Below are 18,124 nucleotides of genomic sequence, written 5' to 3' on the forward strand. Positions count from 1 at the left end.
CGCCAGGCCCCTCAGTGAGAGGGATGGGTGTCGACGTCGGGCGCGTGCCCACCGACGTGACGCCGAGCGCGCTTACGCGACCTGCGCTGGATCCAGCGTTGCACCGGTGCCAATAAAAAGAACATCAGGTAGGCGACGAGCACCAACGCCAGGTCTATCCAGGTTTCCGCGACGGGCCCGGTAAACAGTTCGATGACATTCTTGATCACAAATAACAGCACCACACTGCACAACCACAACAGGATGGTGACGAACAGGGGACGCATGGTGCTGGACTGCTTATCGTGCATGGTAAAGCTCTCTCCTTTGTGCCTGCTTTCATCCAGGCCATATTCCCTGAGTAGACACCCGGTGTTATCCAGGTTTTACATCCTTCAACACTCGGAAAGGCGGGGATGATACCGACTCAGGCAGGATTAGGGAGCGGAATACATCAGAAAGTTCGATTTTTTATGTGGGTATTTTCCGATGTCTCCGAGTTTTTCGCCGAAAGCGCCAGTGGCGATGGCAAAAAGCTTTCGCTCCGAGCATCAGGGCGTGTAGCGTTGACGCGTATTCCGGCGCTGATCTCCAGAACCCGTGAATACGGGCAGAGGGCGGCTCATGGCGCAAACGCTGTTCAAACTATTCCTGACCCAGCGCTTGGCGGCCCTGGCCAGTATCGAGTCGTTGCGTGCGATTCGGGAGGGCTTGTTGTGGATCCTGCCCTGTCTGCTGGTCTCCGCCGGTTTCCTTATCCTGTCCGAGTGCGCCAGGATGATCGGGTTCAGCCCTCAGACCGTCAGCTTCCTGGCGGGTCTGCATGACCGCATCAGCTCGGTCATCCCGCTGCTCGTTGCAGCCTCCATCGGTTATATGTTAGCCATTCAGCACCGCTTGCCACAGCTGCCGATCGCTTTTTTGTGCCTGACCCATGTGGTGGTGGCCACGTTTCTCTTGCGTGACTACCCTCGGGCTTCAGCCACCTTTCTGCTGTTCATTGCCATCGCTTCGCCGCTGATCAATGTGCCTGCCGTTGCCTGGCTGCACCGTTTTCGTTGGACACGCCTGGTCCATGAAGACCTGATCGGACACAACCTCAAAGGCACGATCAACATGGTGTTGCCCGGCGTGATCAGCGCGTTGGCACTGGTGGTGGTGCTGTCGTTGCTGCTGCAGATCCCCTACGTGGCGCAGCTGCAGGGGCCGCAGGTGCTCAATGCGTTACAGGCGCCCTACGGCAGCGGGTTGTTCGTGACCTTGATGAACTCGCTGTTGTGGTTTTTTGGCATTCACGGCGTGTACGCCCTGCAGCCGCTGTTCGATGTGCTGGATCAGGCCGTGACGCTCAACGGTGCGGCGCTGGCTGCGGGCGAGCCGGTCCGCTACCTGCTCAACAGTGGCCTGTTGGGCAGCTTCGCGTTTATCGGCGGGTCGGGCAGCGCATTGTGCCTGCTCCTGGCAATCCTGCTGTTTTCCAGGAGCCGGTCCATGCGGTTGCTGGCGATGGCCAGCTTGCCGCTCTCGTTATTCAATGTCAGCGAAGTGCTGTTGTTCGGTTTGCCGATCATCCTCAACCCGCGGTTGTTCATCCCGTTTCTGCTGGTGCCGGCGTTGAATGGGATGGCGGCGTTGGCAGTGGTGCAACTGGGCTGGGTGTCACCCGCAGTGGCCAGCGTGCCGTTTACCGCGCCGGTGTTGCTCAATGCTTACCTCAGCACCCATGGCGATATCGCTGCCGTGGTGCTGCAGGTGGTGCTGCTGGGCCTGGGCACGCTGGTGTATGCGCCTTATGTACGGGCGATTCATCGCCAGGCCAGTGAGGGCGGCACGGTGTACCTCAAGTCACTGGACATGACCTTTCGCGGCCTTGAGGAGAAAGGCCGGTTGCTGGAGTTCGACCCGATCCTGGCGTCCCATCGCACCCTGGCCCGCCAGGCGGTTGAGTTGAGCCGCATCCAGCAGATCAGCGATTACGATTTCTATCTTGAATTTCAGCCACAAGTCTCCACCCGCACCGGCCTGTGCACCGGCTGCGAAGCCTTGATGCGGGCCCGGGACGCTCAGGGCACGGTGCATTCGCCCTGGGAGTTCCTGCAATGGCTGGCACAGGCGCGGTTGATGCCGGACGTGGACGTGTGGGTGGCGTCCCAGGCCGTGCGCCAACATCAAAAGTGGAAGAAGGCCGGGTTTGAATTGCCCATCACCATCAATGTGTCCAGCTTCACGCTCAAGGATGCGGCCTATGGTGATCGCCTGGTAGAGATCCTCGCCCAGGCCCACGGCTGGGTGTCGGTGGAGATCACTGAAGATGCGCTGGTCAGCGATATCCAGGCCACCCGTCAGACCATTGGCAAACTGCAGGCGTTGGGGGCCAAGGTGTATATCGATGATTTTGGCACCGGATTTTCGGCGTTGAGCTACCTGCACCAGTTTCCGGTCGATTTCATCAAGATCGATCGCAGCTTCGTGGTCGCCCAGCACGATCCCAAGGGCGCGCAGGTGCTGACGGGCATGCTGCGTTTCTGCGAGGCATTGAACCTGGGCGTGGTGGTGGAAGGGGTCGAGACCGCCGAGCAATTGGCGTTCCTGAATACGGGCGCCGAGTTGTTTATTCAGGGATGGTATTTCAGCAGGGCGTTGCCGGGGGATGAGATGCCGCAGTTTGTGCGTGAGCGGGCCGCGTTGGCTTGATCAAGCGGGCAAGGCGGCCCCGGTGTGAGTGTGGAAGCGGGTGGGCTCCCACATTTTCAGGCCGCCTAGGCGGCCTCGTAGGCTCGATTGGTCTGTTCAATCTCCTCGACCAGCCCATCTATCCCCTGCAGCCGGGCGCGATTGTCATGATCCCAGGGATGAAATCCGGGTTTGAAATAATGCAGCCAGGGCCGCAGCATGCGTGGAAACACGCCCTTGGGGCCGTACAGAAACTTGAGCATGCGCCAGAACCCCTTCAGATGCCCACCCGACTTGCGGTCGGCAATCAGCAGGCGCACGTGGAAGTCGAGCACCACCAGCCAAAAAAGCACCGTGGTAAACAGCATGGTGCCGGTGCGCAGCAGGTAGCGTCCGGGCCCAGGCTTGATCACCGTGTTCCACACATCGTAGGCCACTGCCTTATGTTCGGTTTCTTCCAGGGCGTGCCAATACCACATCTGCCGGTAGCCTTTGAGTGAATCGCCAAAGCGCGACGGGTCGCTCAGCAGGATCTCCGCGAGCATCGCGGTGTAGTGCTCAAGGGCGATGGTCACCGCCAGATTGAATGACGGTGGCAGGTGTTTCTTCTGCAGGTCCAGGAAGAATTTCAGGCGCCGGTCGAGGCGGTGCGCAGGCAGGCCCGCTGCTTGCAGCAGCTCGTTGTAGGCCACGTGTTCGCGGCTGTGCATGGCCTCCTGGCCGATGAAGCCCTGGATTTCCTTCTTCAGATCCGGATCGTCGATGCGGGTGCGGTAATGGCGCACGCTGTCCATGAAAAACAGCTCGCCCTGGGGAAACAGCAGCGACAGGGCATTGAAAAAGTGCGTCACGAACGGGCCTTGCTCATGCCAGTTGGTGATGCGCCCGGCGGGCAGGGCGAAGCGGATATCACGGCGAATCGGCAACATGGGGCGTACTCCTGTTCAGAGGCGAGGCTCGTCGTTGGTTTCAAACACGGGCGTGCGTGGCTTGGGGGCCATGCGCTTGCTGGCAAACACCACCAGCGCTTGATAAGCCGCCGGCAGGCAACGGGCGAGCAGGTCGAGGAAATAGGCATCGCGGCCGATCAGAACGCGGCGCCTGTTTTTGCGCACACCTTGCAGGATCACCTTGGCGGCCTGATCGGCGTCGGTGATAAACAGCTTTTCGAAATCGGCGCGCGCCTGTTGTTCGCTGTGGATCAGAAAGCCGGTCATGTTCGCGTCGATACGGCTGCTGCGGCAGATATCAGTGCGAATACCGCCGGGATGCACGCAGGTGGCGGAGACGCCGCAGCGTTGCAGGTCCAGCTCCTGGCGCAGCGCTTCGGTAAAGCCGCGTACCGCGAACTTGCTGGCGTTGTAGCCGCTCATGCCAGGCTGGGCGAACAGGCCGAACACGCTCGAGGTGTTGACGATATGCCCGTCGCCACTGGCCTTCAGGTAAGGCAGGAACGCCTTGGTGCCATGCACCACTCCCCAGAAATTGATGCCGACGATCCACTCCAGGTCGGCATAGTCCACGCCTTCCACGGTGCTCGACAGCGCCACGCCGGCATTGTTGAAGACCAGGTTGACCTGGCCGTGCTCGGCCGCACAACGCGCCGCCCACTCCAGCATGGCTTGGCGGTCTGCTACATCCAGTACCTGGAGGGTGACGGTCACCGGTGACAGGGTCGAAGCCCTGATCAAGTCCAGGGTGCGCTCCAGCCCCTGGCTGTTCTTGTCGGCCAGGGCCAGGTGGCAACCTTCCCGTGCCAGGGCCAGGGCCAATGCGCGGCCCATGCCAGAGGCCGCTCCCGTGATCGCCGCCACGCGGCCGTTGAATGACTTCATGACAGGCTGCCTTCTGTGGCGCAATGAGGGGTTGGCTCCGGACGCGGCACCGATGCAACCGGCGCCCGGCTGACCAGGTAGTCCTTGAGCGCAAAATGCCGGGTGATCTGCTTGAAGCGCCACGTCGAGGCGGGCCACAGCGTGGTGTTCCTGCCCGTGCGCGGGTCGAGGTACCAGCTGCGGCACCCGCCGGTGTTCCAGATGGTGCGCTTGAGCTTGCCTTGCAAGTGCTCGTTGTAGGCCTGCTCCACGGCGGGGTTGACCTCCACCATGGTGATGCGCTGTCGCTGCATCTGTTGCAACGCGTCAAGGATGTACGTGACCTGGGCCTCGATCATCAGGATCATCGAGTTGTGCCCCAGGCCGGTGTTAGGCCCGACGATCAGGAACAGGTTGGGATAGCCCGGCACCGTGGTGCCTTTGTAGGCGTGGGCGCCGTCATGCCAGGTGTCCATCAGGTCGACGCCGTTGCGCCCGATGATGCAGTCACGGGGCAGAGGATCGGCGGCCTGGAACCCCGTGCCGAAGATCAGGCAATCGGCGGGGTGCTTGATGCCGTCGGCGGTGATCACGCCATCGGCTTCGATGCGCAGCACGTTATCGGTCACCACCGCGACGTTACTGCGTGACAACGCCGGGTAGTAGTCGTTGGAGATCAACACACGCTTGCAGCCAATGGTGTAGTCCGGTGTCAGGACTTTGCGCAGGGAAGGGCGGGCCACCTGTTTGCGCAGGTGGCGCAGGGCGATTTTCTGCACCATCTTCATCAAACGCGGGTGCAGGGCAAAGCCCACCACGCGGCCTTCGAGCGCCCAATAAAAGGCGCCGCGCACCAGCCTCTGGGTAAACGGCAGATGCTTGAACAGCCAGCGTTCGACACCTGAGACAGGTCGGTCGGGTTTGGGCATGATCCAGGGCGGTGTGCGCTGGAACAGGTCCAGGTGCGCGACGTGCGGCGCAATCTGCGGCACGAACTGAATGGCGCTGGCGCCGGTACCGATCACCGCCACGCGCTTGCCCTTCAGGCTGTAGTCATGGTCCCACAGCTGCGAATGGAAACGCTTGCCCTTGAAACTGTCCAGCCCGGGGATGTCCGGCAGTGCCGGGCGCGACAGCCCGCCCATGCCCGACACCAGCACGCGCGCGCTGACCTGGCGGCCATCGCTGAACGTCAGTCGCCAGCGCTGTTGCTGATCATCGAACACCGCCCGCTGCAAGCCCATGCCGAAGCGCAGGTACGGCGCCAGCTCGAAACGCTGCGCGCAGTGCTCCAGGTAAGCGCGAATCTCCGCCTGGGGAGCAAATTGGCGCGTCCAGTCCGGGTTGGGTGCGAAGGAAAACGAATACACGTGGGACTGCACATCACAGGCACAGCCGGGGTAGTGGTTGTCACGCCACGTGCCGCCCAGGCTGTCGGCCTGCTCGGCGACAAAGAAATCGGTGAACCCGGCTCCCTTGAGTTTGATCGCCATGCACAGGCCGGCGAAGCCTGAGCCGATGATCGCGATGTCGACGTTGTCACTGTGGGCATTCATAGGTTGTCCTTTCTGGGCATCGGATGTGCTCCCGTTTTTTTGTTGTGTGTTTTAGATAGAACACCATTGCAAAGAAAAATTGAATTAATTATTTTAAAAAAGATTTTAAATAATCTACCTGAAAATTTCGCCTGCGCCAGGGTCTTGTTCGATACATGCGACTTGTCCGACAGACGCGCATAGAGGTTGGGGCCAAGGTAAGCGCGAAAGTTGAGGCCTCGATCAATCCCGGTCAGGTCGTCAGCAGCAGGGAAGCAGAGGACCGAGCTATGGCTGTCGAGTGGGTTGTCGCTGCGGGTGTGGTGATAGGCGCGAGCGCTGTGTTGTGGGTGTTCAGTGCCTGGATGACACGGCGCATCGAAACGGCTGTTCCGATCAATGGGCGCTTTGTCGAGGTGGATGGCGAGCGCTTTCACTATGTAGAAGAAGGCGAAGGCCCGGCGCTGGTGATGGTCCACGGGCTGATGGGCAGCAGCCGTAACCTGACCTACGCGTTATCCGGTCAGTTACGTGAGCATTTTCGCGTTATCAGCGTGGACCGGCCAGGCTCGGGCTACTCCACTCGGCAGCGTGGCACGGCGGCGGATCTGCCGGCCCAGGCTCGCCAGATTGCCGCCTTCATCAAGACCCTCGACCTGGACAAGCCGCTGGTGCTTGGGCATTCCCTGGGGGGGGCAATTGCCCTGGCCTTGGCCCTTGATCATCCCCACGCAGTATCGGGCTTGATCCTGGTGGCGCCCTTGACCCATCCCCAGCGCATGTTGCCGTTGGTCTTCCTGTCATTGGCGGTGCGCCCTGCCTGGCTGTGTCGCTGGATGTCGCGCACCTTGACGATGCCCGTCGGCCTGTTGACCCAGGGGGCGGTGGTCAAGGGCGTGTTCGCCCCCGATGCCGCCCCGCCGGACTTCGCCACGCGCGGCGGTGGCCTGCTGGGGATGCGGCCCGACAACTTCTACGCGGCGTCCACCGAGATCAACCGGGTCAATGATCACTTGCCGGACATGGTCACGCGCTACCCGCAGCTGACGCTGCCCATCGGCCTTATCTACGGCACGCGTGACAAAGTGCTCGACTTTCAAAAACATGGCCAGGGCCTGGCCAGCAAGGTGTCTGGGCTGAAGCTGCAGGTCGTGGAAGACCGTGGGCACATGCTGCCAATCACCGCCACCGAGCGCGTGGTGGCGTTGGTCGAGCAGGTCGCCAGGCGGGTTCGACCTGTACAGGCCGCCACTGTGTTGCATCCTCCGTTCGCCGTGGCGAGCAAATAATCGTGCCATTTCGTTCGCGGTTCCAGCGCGTCAACGCTTGCCCTAGACACCTGGCCAACGGTCTGAAAAAGAGACTGCCCGGTCACGGAAAAAAGGCCCGGATAAACTAGTTGACGACCTAACGATTCCGCGCTATTTATTTAAAAAAATTATTTCAATGTCCAATTTGAAACAGTTTTTGAAATGCCTAAGAGCGAATAAAATAATGAAAAAAACGCCTTTTATCGCATGGTCGATTTCTCGCAGCGCTCAGCGCTGCGTCACTGCCTTTTCTGCCTTCGGATGCATTCGGAGGTTGCCATGAACCCCGCTCTGACTGTTCCAGGCGTGTGGGCCGACGGCAAGCGGTACCTGTGGTGGCTGGGCATCATGCCCCTGGCGACCCCCTTGCTCTCGGGTGCCTTGGCGATCGGCACCGGTATCCAGCAACTGTGGTGGGTCGGTGTACTGGTCATCTTCGGCTTGATCCCCTTGATCGACGGCCTACTGGGTGAGGATGTCAGCAACCCGCCCGAATCTGCCGTCAGCCATCTCGAATCCCAACGCTATTACCGTTGGATCGTCTACACCGGCGTGCTGTTTGTGATCGCCTCGGTGGTCATCACCGGTTGGCTCGCCGCCGGCGGCATTGACTGGATCATTCGCGGCGGGCTTGTGCAGGCAACCGCCACGCTGGATCCTTCCAACTGGCTGGCAAAAACCGCCGCCTTCATGACCGCGCGCACCGAGTTGCACGGTCAGGTCAGTGGGTTCACCTATCTGGGCATGGCGATGTCCACCGGGGCTGCCACCGGTATTGCGATCAACACCGCCCATGAGCTGGGCCACAAGCCCAAGCCTCTGGAAGTGTTCCTGGCCAAGGTAACCCTGGCGCCGACCTTCTACGGCCACTTCTACACCGAACACAACCGGGGCCACCACGTGCGCGTCGCCACACCGGAAGATCCGGCCAGCTCGCGCCTGGGTGAAAGCTTCTGGGCTTTCCTGCCGCGTTCGGTGTGGTTCAGCGCACGCTCGGCATGGAACCTGGAGCGCGAACGCCTGCGCAAACTCGGGCTGCCGGCCTGGCACTGGAAGAACGCCGTGCTCAGCGCCTGGATGTACAGCGTGCTGCTCTGGGGCGCAATGATTGCCTGGCTGGGCGCGGCAGTGATCCCGTTTTTGATTATCCAGGGCATCTACGGTTTCTCGCTGTTAGAAGTGGTCAATTATGTCGAGCACTACGGCCTCAAACGGCAGAAGTTGCCCAACGGTCGTTATGAACGGTGTTCGCCGCGTCACTCCTGGAACAGCAACCGGATTGTGACGAATATCTTTTTGTTCCAGTTACAACGGCATTCCGATCACCATGCCAATCCAACCCGTAGTTATCAGTCGCTGCGCCACTTTGATGAATCACCGCAACTTCCTTACGGCTACGCCAGTATGATTGTCTGGGCGTATGTGCCTTACTTGTGGCGCCGACGGATGGACCATCGTGTATTGAATCATTATGCCGGCGATATAACCTTGACCAATCTTCAGCCGTCACAGCGCGTGAAGTATCTGGCGAAGTACAGTGGCGACGCCAAGCCGTTTTAATTTGAAATAGAAAACGCTTTTTCGAGTGTATTTCGATAAGGATTTCTACGTCGATTATTTGTTAGCTTATTTGCAAGACGGTTGTTTACCCAACGAAAATAAATTCAAGGGAAGGGCGTAAACATGCAAGTAATTCGTGTCACTATCAAGTTCACCGTTAATGTCGTTTTGGCCGCGCTGGGCCTGATCGCCTGTCACCAGGCACAGGCCGCCCGTATCGAACCAGCCGGTAGTGCATTTACCGCCCAGGGCCCAATCAGTTTTTCCAAGGGCGCGTTGATCAGTGCCGACTGCACCATCAAGGTCGCGGGCAAGGTGGCGGCCGATGGGACGTCGGTCAATATCGACAAGGTGACATTCGACGGCGGGCTCAAGTGCAGTCGGGTCGAAGCTATTAACTTGCCATGGCTCTTGATTGCGAAGGATACAAAAAGCGGCTCGATGTCGAAGATCAGCGTGGATGTGCATGCCTTCGGCCTGGGCGGCAAGTGCGGTCCTTCTACCGCAGTAGGTACGTGGGATAACGCCACCGGCAAGTTGGAGGCTGCCAATGTACCGATTGGTGATGACTGCACGATTAAAACGGTGTCGATCAAGATGCCGCCTGGTTTCAAAGTGGTTGAATAAGTTTGTCGGACTTAATTGAATTTGGCTGGGGTGCGAAGTTCTGCAGTTTCATCGTGACTTCGTGTTCATGGCCATTATCCCAGGCGAAATAACTCGCCATTATATGTGAGGCAAAATAATGAAAAGCTTGAAAACCCTCGTTTGTGCAACTTCGTTCGCCCTGAGCCTTGGTGCAGTGTCGATGGCCAACGCTGCCACTATCGCGCCTGCCGGTACGGCGTTCTCTACATCGGGTTCGATCACCGTAACTTCGCCCGCGTCGTTGAACCTCCCAGTGACTTGCAACATCGCCTTCACCGGTTCCGTCGCGGCTGATGGCTCGAGCGCTTCGATCACAGGCGCAACGGTCAACGGTTCCAACGCGCTGTGTGGCGTACCCAAGTTGTTGGGCCTGCCGTGGACATTGAATGTGGCAAGCGGTGGCCCTGATGCCTTCAACGGTACGGTGTCGGGCGTGAATTTCCAGATTCTCAACAATTGCTCCGCTTCGCCGGTGACCATCAATGTCGGCTTCAACAACTCCACCAACCAGCTGAAGGTGCCAAGCACACAAACCGTCGGCTCCTGCAAAATTACTGCTCTGACCGCTACACCAAGCCCGGCCTTTACCGTTACCCCATAAATGCCGTGAGCGTTTGACGTGATGATCACACGTTAAAACACGCCAGTGTCTCGCAAGGGGCACTGGCTGCGGGAGGCCAGGTCGGGACAACCGATCTCGGAGGATAAGAACAATAAGGAGTGGAGCATGAATAATAAGAAGCATCAGACACGTACGTTGTTGAGCCTGGCAATTCTCGGCGGCCTGATCACGGCAACGGGACCCGCACACGCCGGTGGTTTCACCACGCCGACCTTCGGCGCTCCCGGATGGGGACGTGCCTTCGGGGGTGGCTCACTGTTCCAGAATGATCCTTCCGCGGCCTACAATAACCCGGCCGGCATGGCTTTCATCGATCATACAATTTCTCAATTTACCGTCGATTACGCGCGCATCAACGTTAAATACAAAGGCACAGCCACGGACTATGCAGGCAACGCGCCTGCGGCGGTCGACCCTACGGATTTGAGTTCCACCCCGCGCACCGGCGATGGTGGGCAAGGGGGCTTTACCGCCTGGTTGCCAACCGGCTTCATGGTGGTACCGATCAACGACCGTTTTGCGTTCGGGCTGAGTCAGGTGGTGCCGATGGGTGCGCGCACCACCTGGGATGAAGACTGGATCGGTCGCGACTTTGCCGTTGATACGCGCATTGAAACGGTAGGTGTCACAGGCTCGCTGTCGTTCAAGGTCAATGACCAGTTTTCGGTAGGTGCCGGCGCCATCGTCCAGCACACCAAAGGCTTTGTAAGCCAGAATCTGGACTTGTATTCCGCCGCAGCCTTGTCGCCGGAAATCGGTATCCCGTTCCCTTCCGGCGTCGGCTCCTCGCTGATGCGGGTCAAGGTGGACAACACCTCGGTCGGCTGGTTTGCCGGGGTGGTCTGGAAGCCTACCGAATTCGATACCCTGGGCCTGAATTACCACGCGAAAATCAAGAATAAACTCGAAGGCAAGTACAGCCTGTATGCCGACGAGGCGAACAAGTCACTTATCGAAGGCGGCTTGCCGGCGCTGGCTTATCCGGGGTTGGACCTTAACGTCAACGGCGCCAAGGCTTCCACCCAATTGGACGTTCCCGCCAACGCCTCCGTCGACTGGGTCCACCAGTTCAATGATCGCCTCACGCTGGGCGCCAGCGTCACCTGGACTCAATGGTCGTCGTTCAAGGCACTGACATTGAAGTCCGAGGGCACGCAGCTCGTGTCGATTCCCTATAACTACAAGGACGCCTGGATGGTGTCACTGGGTGGCGACTACAAATTTACCGACGACTTCACGTTCCGCGCCGGTGTCGCCACCGACCAGACGCCGACCCGCAACTCTACGCGTGACCCGCGTATCCCAGACGGGGATCGGGTGTTCGCCTCCCTGGGCTTTGGCTACAACATCCGCGCGGTTCCCGGTTTGAGCATCGACGGCGCGTACTCGCGGCAATTCGTCGAGAAGGCCAAGCTCAGGACGCACAACCAGGATCGCCTGGGTGGCGCAACCCTTGACGGTAAAGCCGACGCCAAGGGTGAAGTGGTCAGCCTTTCAGCGACTTACGCGTTCTGAACCGTTGATGGCGCGCGACCTGTGCTGACAGGTCGCGCAGGCGTGCCGATGCAACCCGTTAATGACTTGACAGGCTGACCCGCTCGGCCCGTTATTTTTTCGCCAAAGAATTAAATAAAAATTTCAAAACAAAATTTGAATTTGTCTTTGCGAGTTTGTAGTGTGGCGCTAAGCCGTCGCTCAATCCGAGCGGCCGCAGGTGCCGCACCCTGAATCAAGTAGAGGTATCCCCATGGTTATCTGGTTATTGGTGGGTTTCGCCGCAGCGATTGCCCTGGCGTATCGACAAGCCTGCGCCCCCCACTGGCTGGGTGCTGGCCTGGTCTGGTTGGCGGCCGGTTATCTGTTCAACGTGGTGGCCGCATTCGGCGTCACCGTCGCGGCGGTGCTGGTGCTGCTCCCGGCCGTGGTGCTGGCGATCAAACCCCTGCGCCGTGTGCTGTTGACCAGCAAGGCCCTGGTGCTGTTTCGTACGATCATGCCGGCGATGTCCGATACCGAACGTGCGGCCATCGAGTCCGGCACGGTGTGGTGGGACGCCGAGCTGTTCAGCGGCAAGCCTGACTGGCAGCGCCTGCTGCAAGCCGCGCCGGCCAGCCTGAGTGCCGAAGAGCAGGCGTTCCTCGACAACGAAGTAGAAACCCTGTGCGACATCGCCAATGACTGGGAAACCACGCAGGTGTGGCAGGACATGTCCCCCGAGGGCTGGCAGTACACCAAGGACGCGGGTTTTCTCGGCATGATCATTCCCAAGCAGTACGGCGGCAAGGGCTTCTCCCACTATGCGCACTCCCAGGTGGTGATGAAATTGTCGACCCGCTGCTCGGCGGCGGCCATTTCGGTGATGGTGCCCAACTCCCTGGGCCCCGCCGAACTGTTGCTGCATTACGGCACCGACGCCCAGCGCAACTACTACCTGCCGCGTCTGGCGCGGGGCGAGGACATCCCGTGCTTTGCGCTGACCAGCCCGTATGCCGGCTCCGACGCCGGGGCAATTCCCGATGTGGGCATCGTGTGCAAAGGCCTGCACGAAGGTGAGCAAGTGCTGGGGTTCAAGGTGACCTGGGACAAGCGCTACATCACCCTCGGCCCGATTGCCACGGTGCTGGGCCTGGCGTTCCGTGCCGAAGACCCGGACGGCCTGCTCGGTGCCGCCGGTTCTCTGGGCATTACCTGCGCGTTGATTCCCACCTCCCATCCGGGTGTGAACAGCGGTCGTCGCCATTGGCCGTTGAACGCGGTATTCCAGAACGGACCGACCACCGGCAAGGACGTGTTCATTCCGCTGGAGTGGGTGATCGGCGGCCGCGAACAAGTCGGCAACGGCTGGCGCATGCTGATGGAATGCCTGGCGGCGGGCAGGGCGATTTCGCTGCCGTCGGCCAATGTCGGCCTGGGCAAAGTCGCGGTGCGTGGCACCACCGCCTACGCGGCGATGCGTAAGCAGTTCGGCCTGCCCATCGGCAAGTTCGAAGGGGTGCAGGCGCCCTTGGCGCGCATGGCCGGGCACCTGTATGCCTGTGACGCGGTGCGCAAGGTGTCGGTGGCGTCCCTGGATGCCGGTGAGAAACCTTCGGTGATCTCGGCCATTGCCAAATACCACGTCACCGAGCGCGCACGCATGATCGTCAACGATGGCATGGACATCGTCGCCGGCAAGGGCATCTGCATGGGGCCCAACAACTTCCTGGCCCGTGCCTATCAGCAAAGCCCGATCGCCATCACCGTGGAAGGCGCCAACATCATGACCCGCTGCCTGATCATCTACGGCCAGGGCCTGATCCGCTGCCATCCCTATGTGTTCCGCGAGATGGAAGCGGCGCGCCACCCGGATCGGCGCAAGGCACTGGAGGCGTTCGACAGCGCGATGTTCGGCCATGTGAGTTTTGTCCTGGCCAACACCGTGCGTGCGGCGGTGCATGCACTGACCGGTGGCCGGTTGCTGTCTGCCCCGGCCAAGACCGACCCTGCGCTGGCGTCCTACTATCGTCAGGCCAATCGACTGTCGGTTGTGCTGGCGCTGGTCTCGGACATTTCCATGGGCGTGCTGGGCGGTGCCCTCAAGCGCAAGGAAAGTATCACCGGGCGCCTGGGCGATATTCTTTCGCAGTTATACATCCTGTCCTGCGTGCTCAAGCGCTTCGAGGATGACGGTCGGCCCCAGGCGGACCTGCCGCTGGTGCATTGGGCGGCCCAGGATGCACTGCTGCGCGCCCATGAAGCCTTGGCTGAAGTGCTCGACAATTACCCTTCGAAACTCGCTGCCGCGGTGCTGCGGGGTTTAAGTTTTCCGTTCGGCATTCCCTTGCATAAACCGTCGGATCGCCTGCTGGCCCAGGTAGCCGATGTGGTGCAGACGCCCGGCGAAACCCGCGATCGGCTGCTGGCCAATTCCTACATCCCCCGCCCGGAAATCGACAAGCTGGCCTACGGAGAGCTGGGATTGCGCCTGTTGCCCCAGGTTGAGCTGATCGAGGCACGGCTCAAGCCCGCCATCAAGCAAGGCCTGCTCGAGCCAATGCCGATCTCGACCACGGCGTTTACCGGCTGGCGCGTAAAGGCACGGGCGCAGGACCTGATCAGCGACGACGAAGACGCGTTGCTCGCACGCTACGTGGAATACGCCGACCACGCTATCCAGGTCGACGATTTCCCGCAGGACTTCGGTTTGCTGGAGGCCCTGCAGCAGCGCAAGCAAGCATTGGAGCCCGCCGCCAAGCGGCGTGCCAGCCAGAGTGAAAATGCTTCGGTCAATTAACCCAAACGCGGTCCCAATGTGGGAGGGGGCCTGCCCCCGATGGCGGCTACAAGGTGCATCTGGGTGGGCAGACACACCGCTATCGGGGGCAAGCCCCCTCCCACAGGTGACCGGGTTTCCAAGGCAGGATTGTGTTGTGAATGGATCTATCTATGAGTGACAGCTACCTTTCTTTCGTCAACTCCTCCTGGGGCCGTCGCCTGGCCCAGGCCGTCGGCTTGCCGCAACCCTTGCCCCTGCAACGCCACCGCAGCGGCCAGCAGGGTCTGGCCAACCCGGTGATCGTCGCCGGGGCAGGGCGACTGGCGGAGCAGGTGCAGCGCATCTTCACTAGCACCGATACCGTCGCCGCCACACCCGCGACCCTCAGGGCGCCGTCCACGGTGAAGGTGCAAGGCGCGGTTTTCGATGCCTGCGGTGTGACCGACCTGCAGCACCTGGATGAGCTCTACCGGTTCTTTCACGCCAATGCCAGGCGCCTGGGCCAACACGCCCGCGTGGTGGTGCTCGGCACTGCCCCCGAACACTGCCGGGACTTGCCCCAGGCCGTCGCCCAGCGCGCGCTCGAAGGTTTGGTGCGCTCGCTGGCCAAGGAGCTGCGCCGGGCAATTACCGTGCAATTGATCTACGTGGCGCCCGGCGCCGAAGACGCGTTGGACAGCAGCCTGCGCTTCTTTCTGTCGCGTCGTTCGGCCTATGTGTCAGGGCAAGTGGTACGCCTGGAACAACCGCTGGACGACGCGCCGAGTGTTAATTGGGATAGGCCGTTCGCCGGCCGGCGCGCCCTGGTGACCGGTGCCTCGCGGGGCATTGGCCTGGCCATTGCCCAGGTGTTGGCGCGCGACGGTGCCCATGTGGTGTGTGTCGACGTGCCCCAGGCCCAGCTGGCGCTGCAACAGGCCGCCGACAGCGTGAACGGCTCGGCGCTGCCCCTGGACATCACCGCGCCGGACGCCGTCGCGTTATTGCAGGCGCATGTCGGCCAATACGGCGCCTTCGATGTGGTGGTTCACAACGCCGGGATTACCCGCGACAAGACCATCGCCAAGATGAGCGACGTTGCCTGGCGCAGTGTGCTGGCGGTCAACCTTGAAGCGCCGTTGCAGCTCAGCCAGGCGCTGCTGGATAACCAGGGCCTGAACCCCGGCGGGCGCATCGTTTGTGTGTCGTCGATTTCCGGGATTGCCGGCAACCTCGGCCAAAGCAACTACGCCACCTCCAAGGCCGGGGTGATCGGCCTGGTGCAGGGCCTGGCCCCGCTGGCGGCGGCGCGGCTGGTAACGGTGAATGCCGTGGCGCCAGGGTTTATCGAAACGCAGATGACCGCGAAAATCCCGCTGATGATCCGCGAGGCCGGGCGGCGCATGAATTCCCTGTCCCAGGGCGGGCAACCGATCGACGTGGCCGAGACCATCGCCTGGCTGGCCCATCCCGCCTCGGGCGGAATCAATGGCCAGGTAGTGCGGGTGTGCGGCCAAAGCCTGCTGGGAGCCTGAGCCATGGACTATGTGACGCAGATTATCGACCCGCCGCCCTCGCGCACCCGACTGTTGCTCGACGGGGTGCGCGGCTTGCGCAAGCCCAAGCCCGACGCCGTGCCGCCATTGCCCAGGGAACGCCTGGTACGCCCGGCGGTGGAACTGTCGGGCGCCGCCATTGCCGCCTATGGCCGCGCCTGTGGCTTTCGCCGCGAGCAGGGCGTGCCGCTGTCCTATCCCCATGTGCTGGCGTTTGCGCTGCATTTGATGCTGCTGACCCGCCCCAGCTTTCCGTACCCGGCCAGCGGCATGGTGCACCTGGCCAATCGCATTCGTCAGCATCAACGCTTGCATGAAGGTCAGGCGCTGCGCCTGGAGGTGTATTGCGAACGCTGGGTTGCCCATCCCAAGGGGCAGGCGCTGAGCATCGCCACCCGTGCCTACGCTGAAGAAACCCTGGTGTGGGAAAGCGACAGCCTGTACCTGCGCCGCGAGGTGAAAAATCCCATCGGGGAGTTGTGGGTGGACGCCTTGCCGTTACAGGAAGAGGGCTTGCTGCGCACTCAGCGATGGGTCTTGCCTGCCGATCTGGGGCGCCGCTTTGCCCAGGTCTCGGGCGACTTCAATCCGATCCATACGTCGGTAGTGGGCGCGAAGATTTTCGGCTTTCGCCGCGCCATCGCCCACGGCATGTGGACCCTGGGCCGGGCACTGGCCGCACAGCAGCCACCGGGTGGCCTGGCCCGTGCCGAGGCCCATTGCGATTTCAAGCTGCCGATCTTTCTGCCCGGCCAGGTCGCCCTGTGGAGTCACCCTGTGACCGGTCCGCTGCGCGAGTTCGAAGTGCGCACTGTGGCCGGTGACCAACCGCATATGCGCGGGTTGTTTATGTGGGATCAACCGCCTGGAATGAGTGCCTTGCATGAGTGAATACAGCTTCAATCCGCCCCCGAGCCGACGCGTGGCGATCATCGGCGGTAACCGCCTGCCGTTTGCCCGTTCCAACACCGTCTATGCCCATGAGACCAATCAGGACTTGCTGGTGGCCGCACTGCAAGGCCTGGTGGACCGCTACAACCTGCATGGCCAGCGCCTGGGTGAGTTTGCCGCCGGTGCGGTGATCAAGCATTCGCGCGATTTCAACCTGGCCCGGGAGTCGCTGCTGTCGACCACATTGTCCGCGCAGACGCCTGCCTACGATGTGCAGCAAGCCTGCGGCACGGGCCTTGAGGCCGCGTTGCTGGTGGCCAATAAAATCGCCCTCGGCCAGATCGAAGTGGGCATCGCGGGGGGCGCCGATACCACCTCCGACGCGCCCATCGGCATCAACGAATCCCTGCGCCACACCTTGCTCGCGGCCAATCGGGCCAAGGGCCTGGGCGATAAACTCAAGACCCTGTTGAAGGTGCGTCCGTCGATGTTGTTCAAGCCGCTGCTGCCGCGTAATGGCGAGCCACGCACCGGCCTGTCGATGGGCGAGCACTGCGAAGAAATGGCCAGGCGCTGGCAGATCAAACGCCTGGCCCAGGATGAATTGACCCTCACCAGTCACCAACGCCTGGACGCGGCCTATCAGCGCGGTTTCTTCGACGATCTGATCAGCCCCCATCGGGGCCTTGCACGGGACAACAACCTGCGCGCCGACATCAGCCTGGAAAAGCTCGCCGGCCTGGCGCCGGCCTTCGACCGCCAGAGCGGTACGCTCACCGCCGGCAACTCGACGCCCCTGACCGATGGCGCTTCGGTGGTATTGCTGGCCAGTGAAGCCTGGGCCGCCGCCAATGGCTGGCCGGTGCTGGCCTACCTGCGCACCGGCGAAACGGCCGCGGTGAATTTCGTCGACGGCACCGAAGGCCTGTTGATGGCCCCGGCCTACGCCGTACCGCGCCTGCTCAAGCGTGAAGGCCTGGGCTTTGCCGACTTTGATTTTTTCGAGATCCACGAAGCCTTCGCCGCCCAGGTGCTGTGCACGCTCAAGGCCTGGGAAGACCCGGACTACTGCCGCGAGCGGCTGGGCCTGGACACGCCGCTGGGCACTATCGACCGCAGCAAAATGAACGTCAACGGCGGCTCGCTGGGCTGCGGCCATCCGTTTGCCGCCACCGGCGGGCGGCAACTGGCGGCGCTGGCCAAGGCCATCCATGAGCGCGGTGGCGGTCGTGGGTTGATCTCGATCTGTGCGGCGGGCGGGTTGGGTATTACCGCCATCGTCGAAAAGTAGCCTCATCCACA

14 protein-coding genes are annotated in these 18,124 nt (G+C 61.4%); 10 read left to right on the plus strand and 4 right to left on the minus strand.

The window, feature by feature from the left end; all coding sequences use genetic code 11:
- Positions 1-11: 11 nt before the first annotated feature.
- On the minus strand, positions 12-290 hold the full coding sequence (locus PspCFBP13528_RS20255; protein WP_057722127.1) for a hypothetical protein: 279 nt from the start codon (positions 288-290) through the stop codon (positions 12-14).
- Positions 291-603: 313 nt separating this feature from the next.
- On the opposite strand from PspCFBP13528_RS20255, the gene PspCFBP13528_RS20260 reads away from it, so the two are divergent.
- Positions 604-2,673 carry an EAL domain-containing protein gene (locus PspCFBP13528_RS20260; protein ID WP_137201370.1) on the plus strand — a complete coding sequence of 690 codons (2,070 nt, stop codon included), beginning with the start codon at positions 604-606 and terminating at the stop codon, positions 2,671-2,673.
- Positions 2,674-2,738: 65 nt separating this feature from the next.
- Here PspCFBP13528_RS20260 and PspCFBP13528_RS20265 read toward each other — a convergent pair whose 3' ends face one another.
- From PspCFBP13528_RS20265 to PspCFBP13528_RS20275, 3 genes are read right to left on the minus strand one after another with little or no spacing between them, the layout of a single operon-like run.
- A complete protein-coding gene (locus PspCFBP13528_RS20265) occupies positions 2,739-3,581 on the minus strand; it encodes a metal-dependent hydrolase (protein WP_065952485.1) in 843 nt (280 codons plus the stop codon).
- A 15-nt stretch (positions 3,582-3,596) separates the two neighbouring features.
- On the minus strand, positions 3,597-4,487 hold the full coding sequence (locus PspCFBP13528_RS20270; protein ID WP_065952486.1) for an SDR family NAD(P)-dependent oxidoreductase: 891 nt from the start codon (positions 4,485-4,487) through the stop codon (positions 3,597-3,599).
- Complete coding sequence (locus tag PspCFBP13528_RS20275) at positions 4,484-6,022, minus strand: NAD(P)/FAD-dependent oxidoreductase (protein ID WP_101220518.1); 1,539 nt, start codon at positions 6,020-6,022, stop codon at positions 4,484-4,486. Before PspCFBP13528_RS20275 ends, PspCFBP13528_RS20270 begins: the two co-directional genes overlap by 4 nt.
- 269 nt (positions 6,023-6,291) lie before the next feature.
- On the opposite strand from PspCFBP13528_RS20275, the gene PspCFBP13528_RS20280 reads away from it, so the two are divergent.
- The 9 genes from PspCFBP13528_RS20280 to PspCFBP13528_RS20325 all read left to right on the plus strand — a co-directional run bounded on the left by PspCFBP13528_RS20280 (position 6,292) and on the right by PspCFBP13528_RS20325 (position 18,113).
- The gene (locus PspCFBP13528_RS20280) at positions 6,292-7,290 is read left to right on the plus strand and encodes an alpha/beta hydrolase (protein ID WP_101220519.1); all 999 of its coding nucleotides are present in this window, start codon (positions 6,292-6,294) and stop codon (positions 7,288-7,290) included.
- Between the two features lie 300 nt (positions 7,291-7,590).
- Positions 7,591-8,871 (plus strand): alkane 1-monooxygenase, encoded by a 1,281-nt coding sequence (locus PspCFBP13528_RS20285; protein ID WP_065952489.1) that lies wholly within the window; start codon positions 7,591-7,593, stop codon positions 8,869-8,871.
- Positions 8,872-9,003: 132 nt separating this feature from the next.
- The gene (gene praA / locus PspCFBP13528_RS20290; RefSeq protein ID WP_065952717.1) at positions 9,004-9,498 is read left to right on the plus strand and encodes an alkane oxidation protein activator PraA; all 495 of its coding nucleotides are present in this window, start codon (positions 9,004-9,006) and stop codon (positions 9,496-9,498) included.
- A gap of 118 nt (positions 9,499-9,616) precedes the next feature.
- A complete protein-coding gene (gene praB, locus PspCFBP13528_RS20300; RefSeq protein ID WP_178084447.1) occupies positions 9,617-10,120 on the plus strand; it encodes an alkane oxidation protein activator PraB in 504 nt (167 codons plus the stop codon).
- Between the two features lie 126 nt (positions 10,121-10,246).
- Complete coding sequence (locus tag PspCFBP13528_RS20305; protein ID WP_101220522.1) at positions 10,247-11,656, plus strand: outer membrane protein transport protein; 1,410 nt, start codon at positions 10,247-10,249, stop codon at positions 11,654-11,656.
- Between the two features lie 232 nt (positions 11,657-11,888).
- Entirely contained in the window at positions 11,889-14,414 is a 2,526-nt protein-coding gene (locus PspCFBP13528_RS20310) for an acyl-CoA dehydrogenase (protein ID WP_137201372.1), read from the plus strand.
- Positions 14,415-14,566: 152 nt separating this feature from the next.
- On the plus strand, positions 14,567-15,910 hold the full coding sequence (locus tag PspCFBP13528_RS20315) for a 3-oxoacyl-ACP reductase (RefSeq protein WP_137201373.1): 1,344 nt from the start codon (positions 14,567-14,569) through the stop codon (positions 15,908-15,910).
- Positions 15,911-15,913: 3 nt separating this feature from the next.
- Positions 15,914-16,822, plus strand: coding sequence for a MaoC/PaaZ C-terminal domain-containing protein (locus tag PspCFBP13528_RS20320; RefSeq protein WP_137201374.1), 909 nt, complete (start codon positions 15,914-15,916; stop codon positions 16,820-16,822).
- On the plus strand, positions 16,815-18,113 hold the full coding sequence (locus PspCFBP13528_RS20325; protein WP_137201375.1) for an acetyl-CoA C-acetyltransferase: 1,299 nt from the start codon (positions 16,815-16,817) through the stop codon (positions 18,111-18,113). The genes PspCFBP13528_RS20320 and PspCFBP13528_RS20325 overlap by 8 nt, the downstream gene beginning before the upstream one ends.
- Positions 18,114-18,124: the final 11 nt, after the last annotated feature.

Source organism: Pseudomonas sp. CFBP13528 (assembly GCF_005233615.1).
Classification (GTDB): Bacteria; Pseudomonadota; Gammaproteobacteria; order Pseudomonadales; family Pseudomonadaceae; genus Aquipseudomonas; species Aquipseudomonas fluorescens_AM.

Excerpts from the sequence above, each read along its gene's own strand:
- PspCFBP13528_RS20255 (WP_057722127.1), bottom strand. The coding sequence starts at position 290 with ATGCACGATAAGCAGTCCAGCACCATGCGTCCCCTGTTCGTCACCATC.
- PspCFBP13528_RS20260 (WP_137201370.1), top strand. The coding sequence starts at position 604 with ATGGCGCAAACGCTGTTCAAACTATTCCTGACCCAGCGCTTGGCGGCC.
- PspCFBP13528_RS20265 (WP_065952485.1), bottom strand. The coding sequence starts at position 3,581 with ATGTTGCCGATTCGCCGTGATATCCGCTTCGCCCTGCCCGCCGGGCGC.
- PspCFBP13528_RS20270 (WP_065952486.1), bottom strand. The coding sequence starts at position 4,487 with ATGAAGTCATTCAACGGCCGCGTGGCGGCGATCACGGGAGCGGCCTCT.
- PspCFBP13528_RS20275 (WP_101220518.1), bottom strand. The coding sequence starts at position 6,022 with ATGAATGCCCACAGTGACAACGTCGACATCGCGATCATCGGCTCAGGC.
- PspCFBP13528_RS20280 (WP_101220519.1), top strand. The coding sequence starts at position 6,292 with ATGGCTGTCGAGTGGGTTGTCGCTGCGGGTGTGGTGATAGGCGCGAGC.
- PspCFBP13528_RS20285 (WP_065952489.1), top strand. The coding sequence starts at position 7,591 with ATGAACCCCGCTCTGACTGTTCCAGGCGTGTGGGCCGACGGCAAGCGG.
- praB (WP_178084447.1), top strand. The coding sequence starts at position 9,617 with ATGAAAAGCTTGAAAACCCTCGTTTGTGCAACTTCGTTCGCCCTGAGC.
- PspCFBP13528_RS20305 (WP_101220522.1), top strand. The coding sequence starts at position 10,247 with ATGAATAATAAGAAGCATCAGACACGTACGTTGTTGAGCCTGGCAATT.
- PspCFBP13528_RS20310 (WP_137201372.1), top strand. The coding sequence starts at position 11,889 with ATGGTTATCTGGTTATTGGTGGGTTTCGCCGCAGCGATTGCCCTGGCG.
- PspCFBP13528_RS20315 (WP_137201373.1), top strand. The coding sequence starts at position 14,567 with ATGAGTGACAGCTACCTTTCTTTCGTCAACTCCTCCTGGGGCCGTCGC.
- PspCFBP13528_RS20320 (WP_137201374.1), top strand. The coding sequence starts at position 15,914 with ATGGACTATGTGACGCAGATTATCGACCCGCCGCCCTCGCGCACCCGA.
- PspCFBP13528_RS20325 (WP_137201375.1), top strand. The coding sequence starts at position 16,815 with ATGAGTGAATACAGCTTCAATCCGCCCCCGAGCCGACGCGTGGCGATC.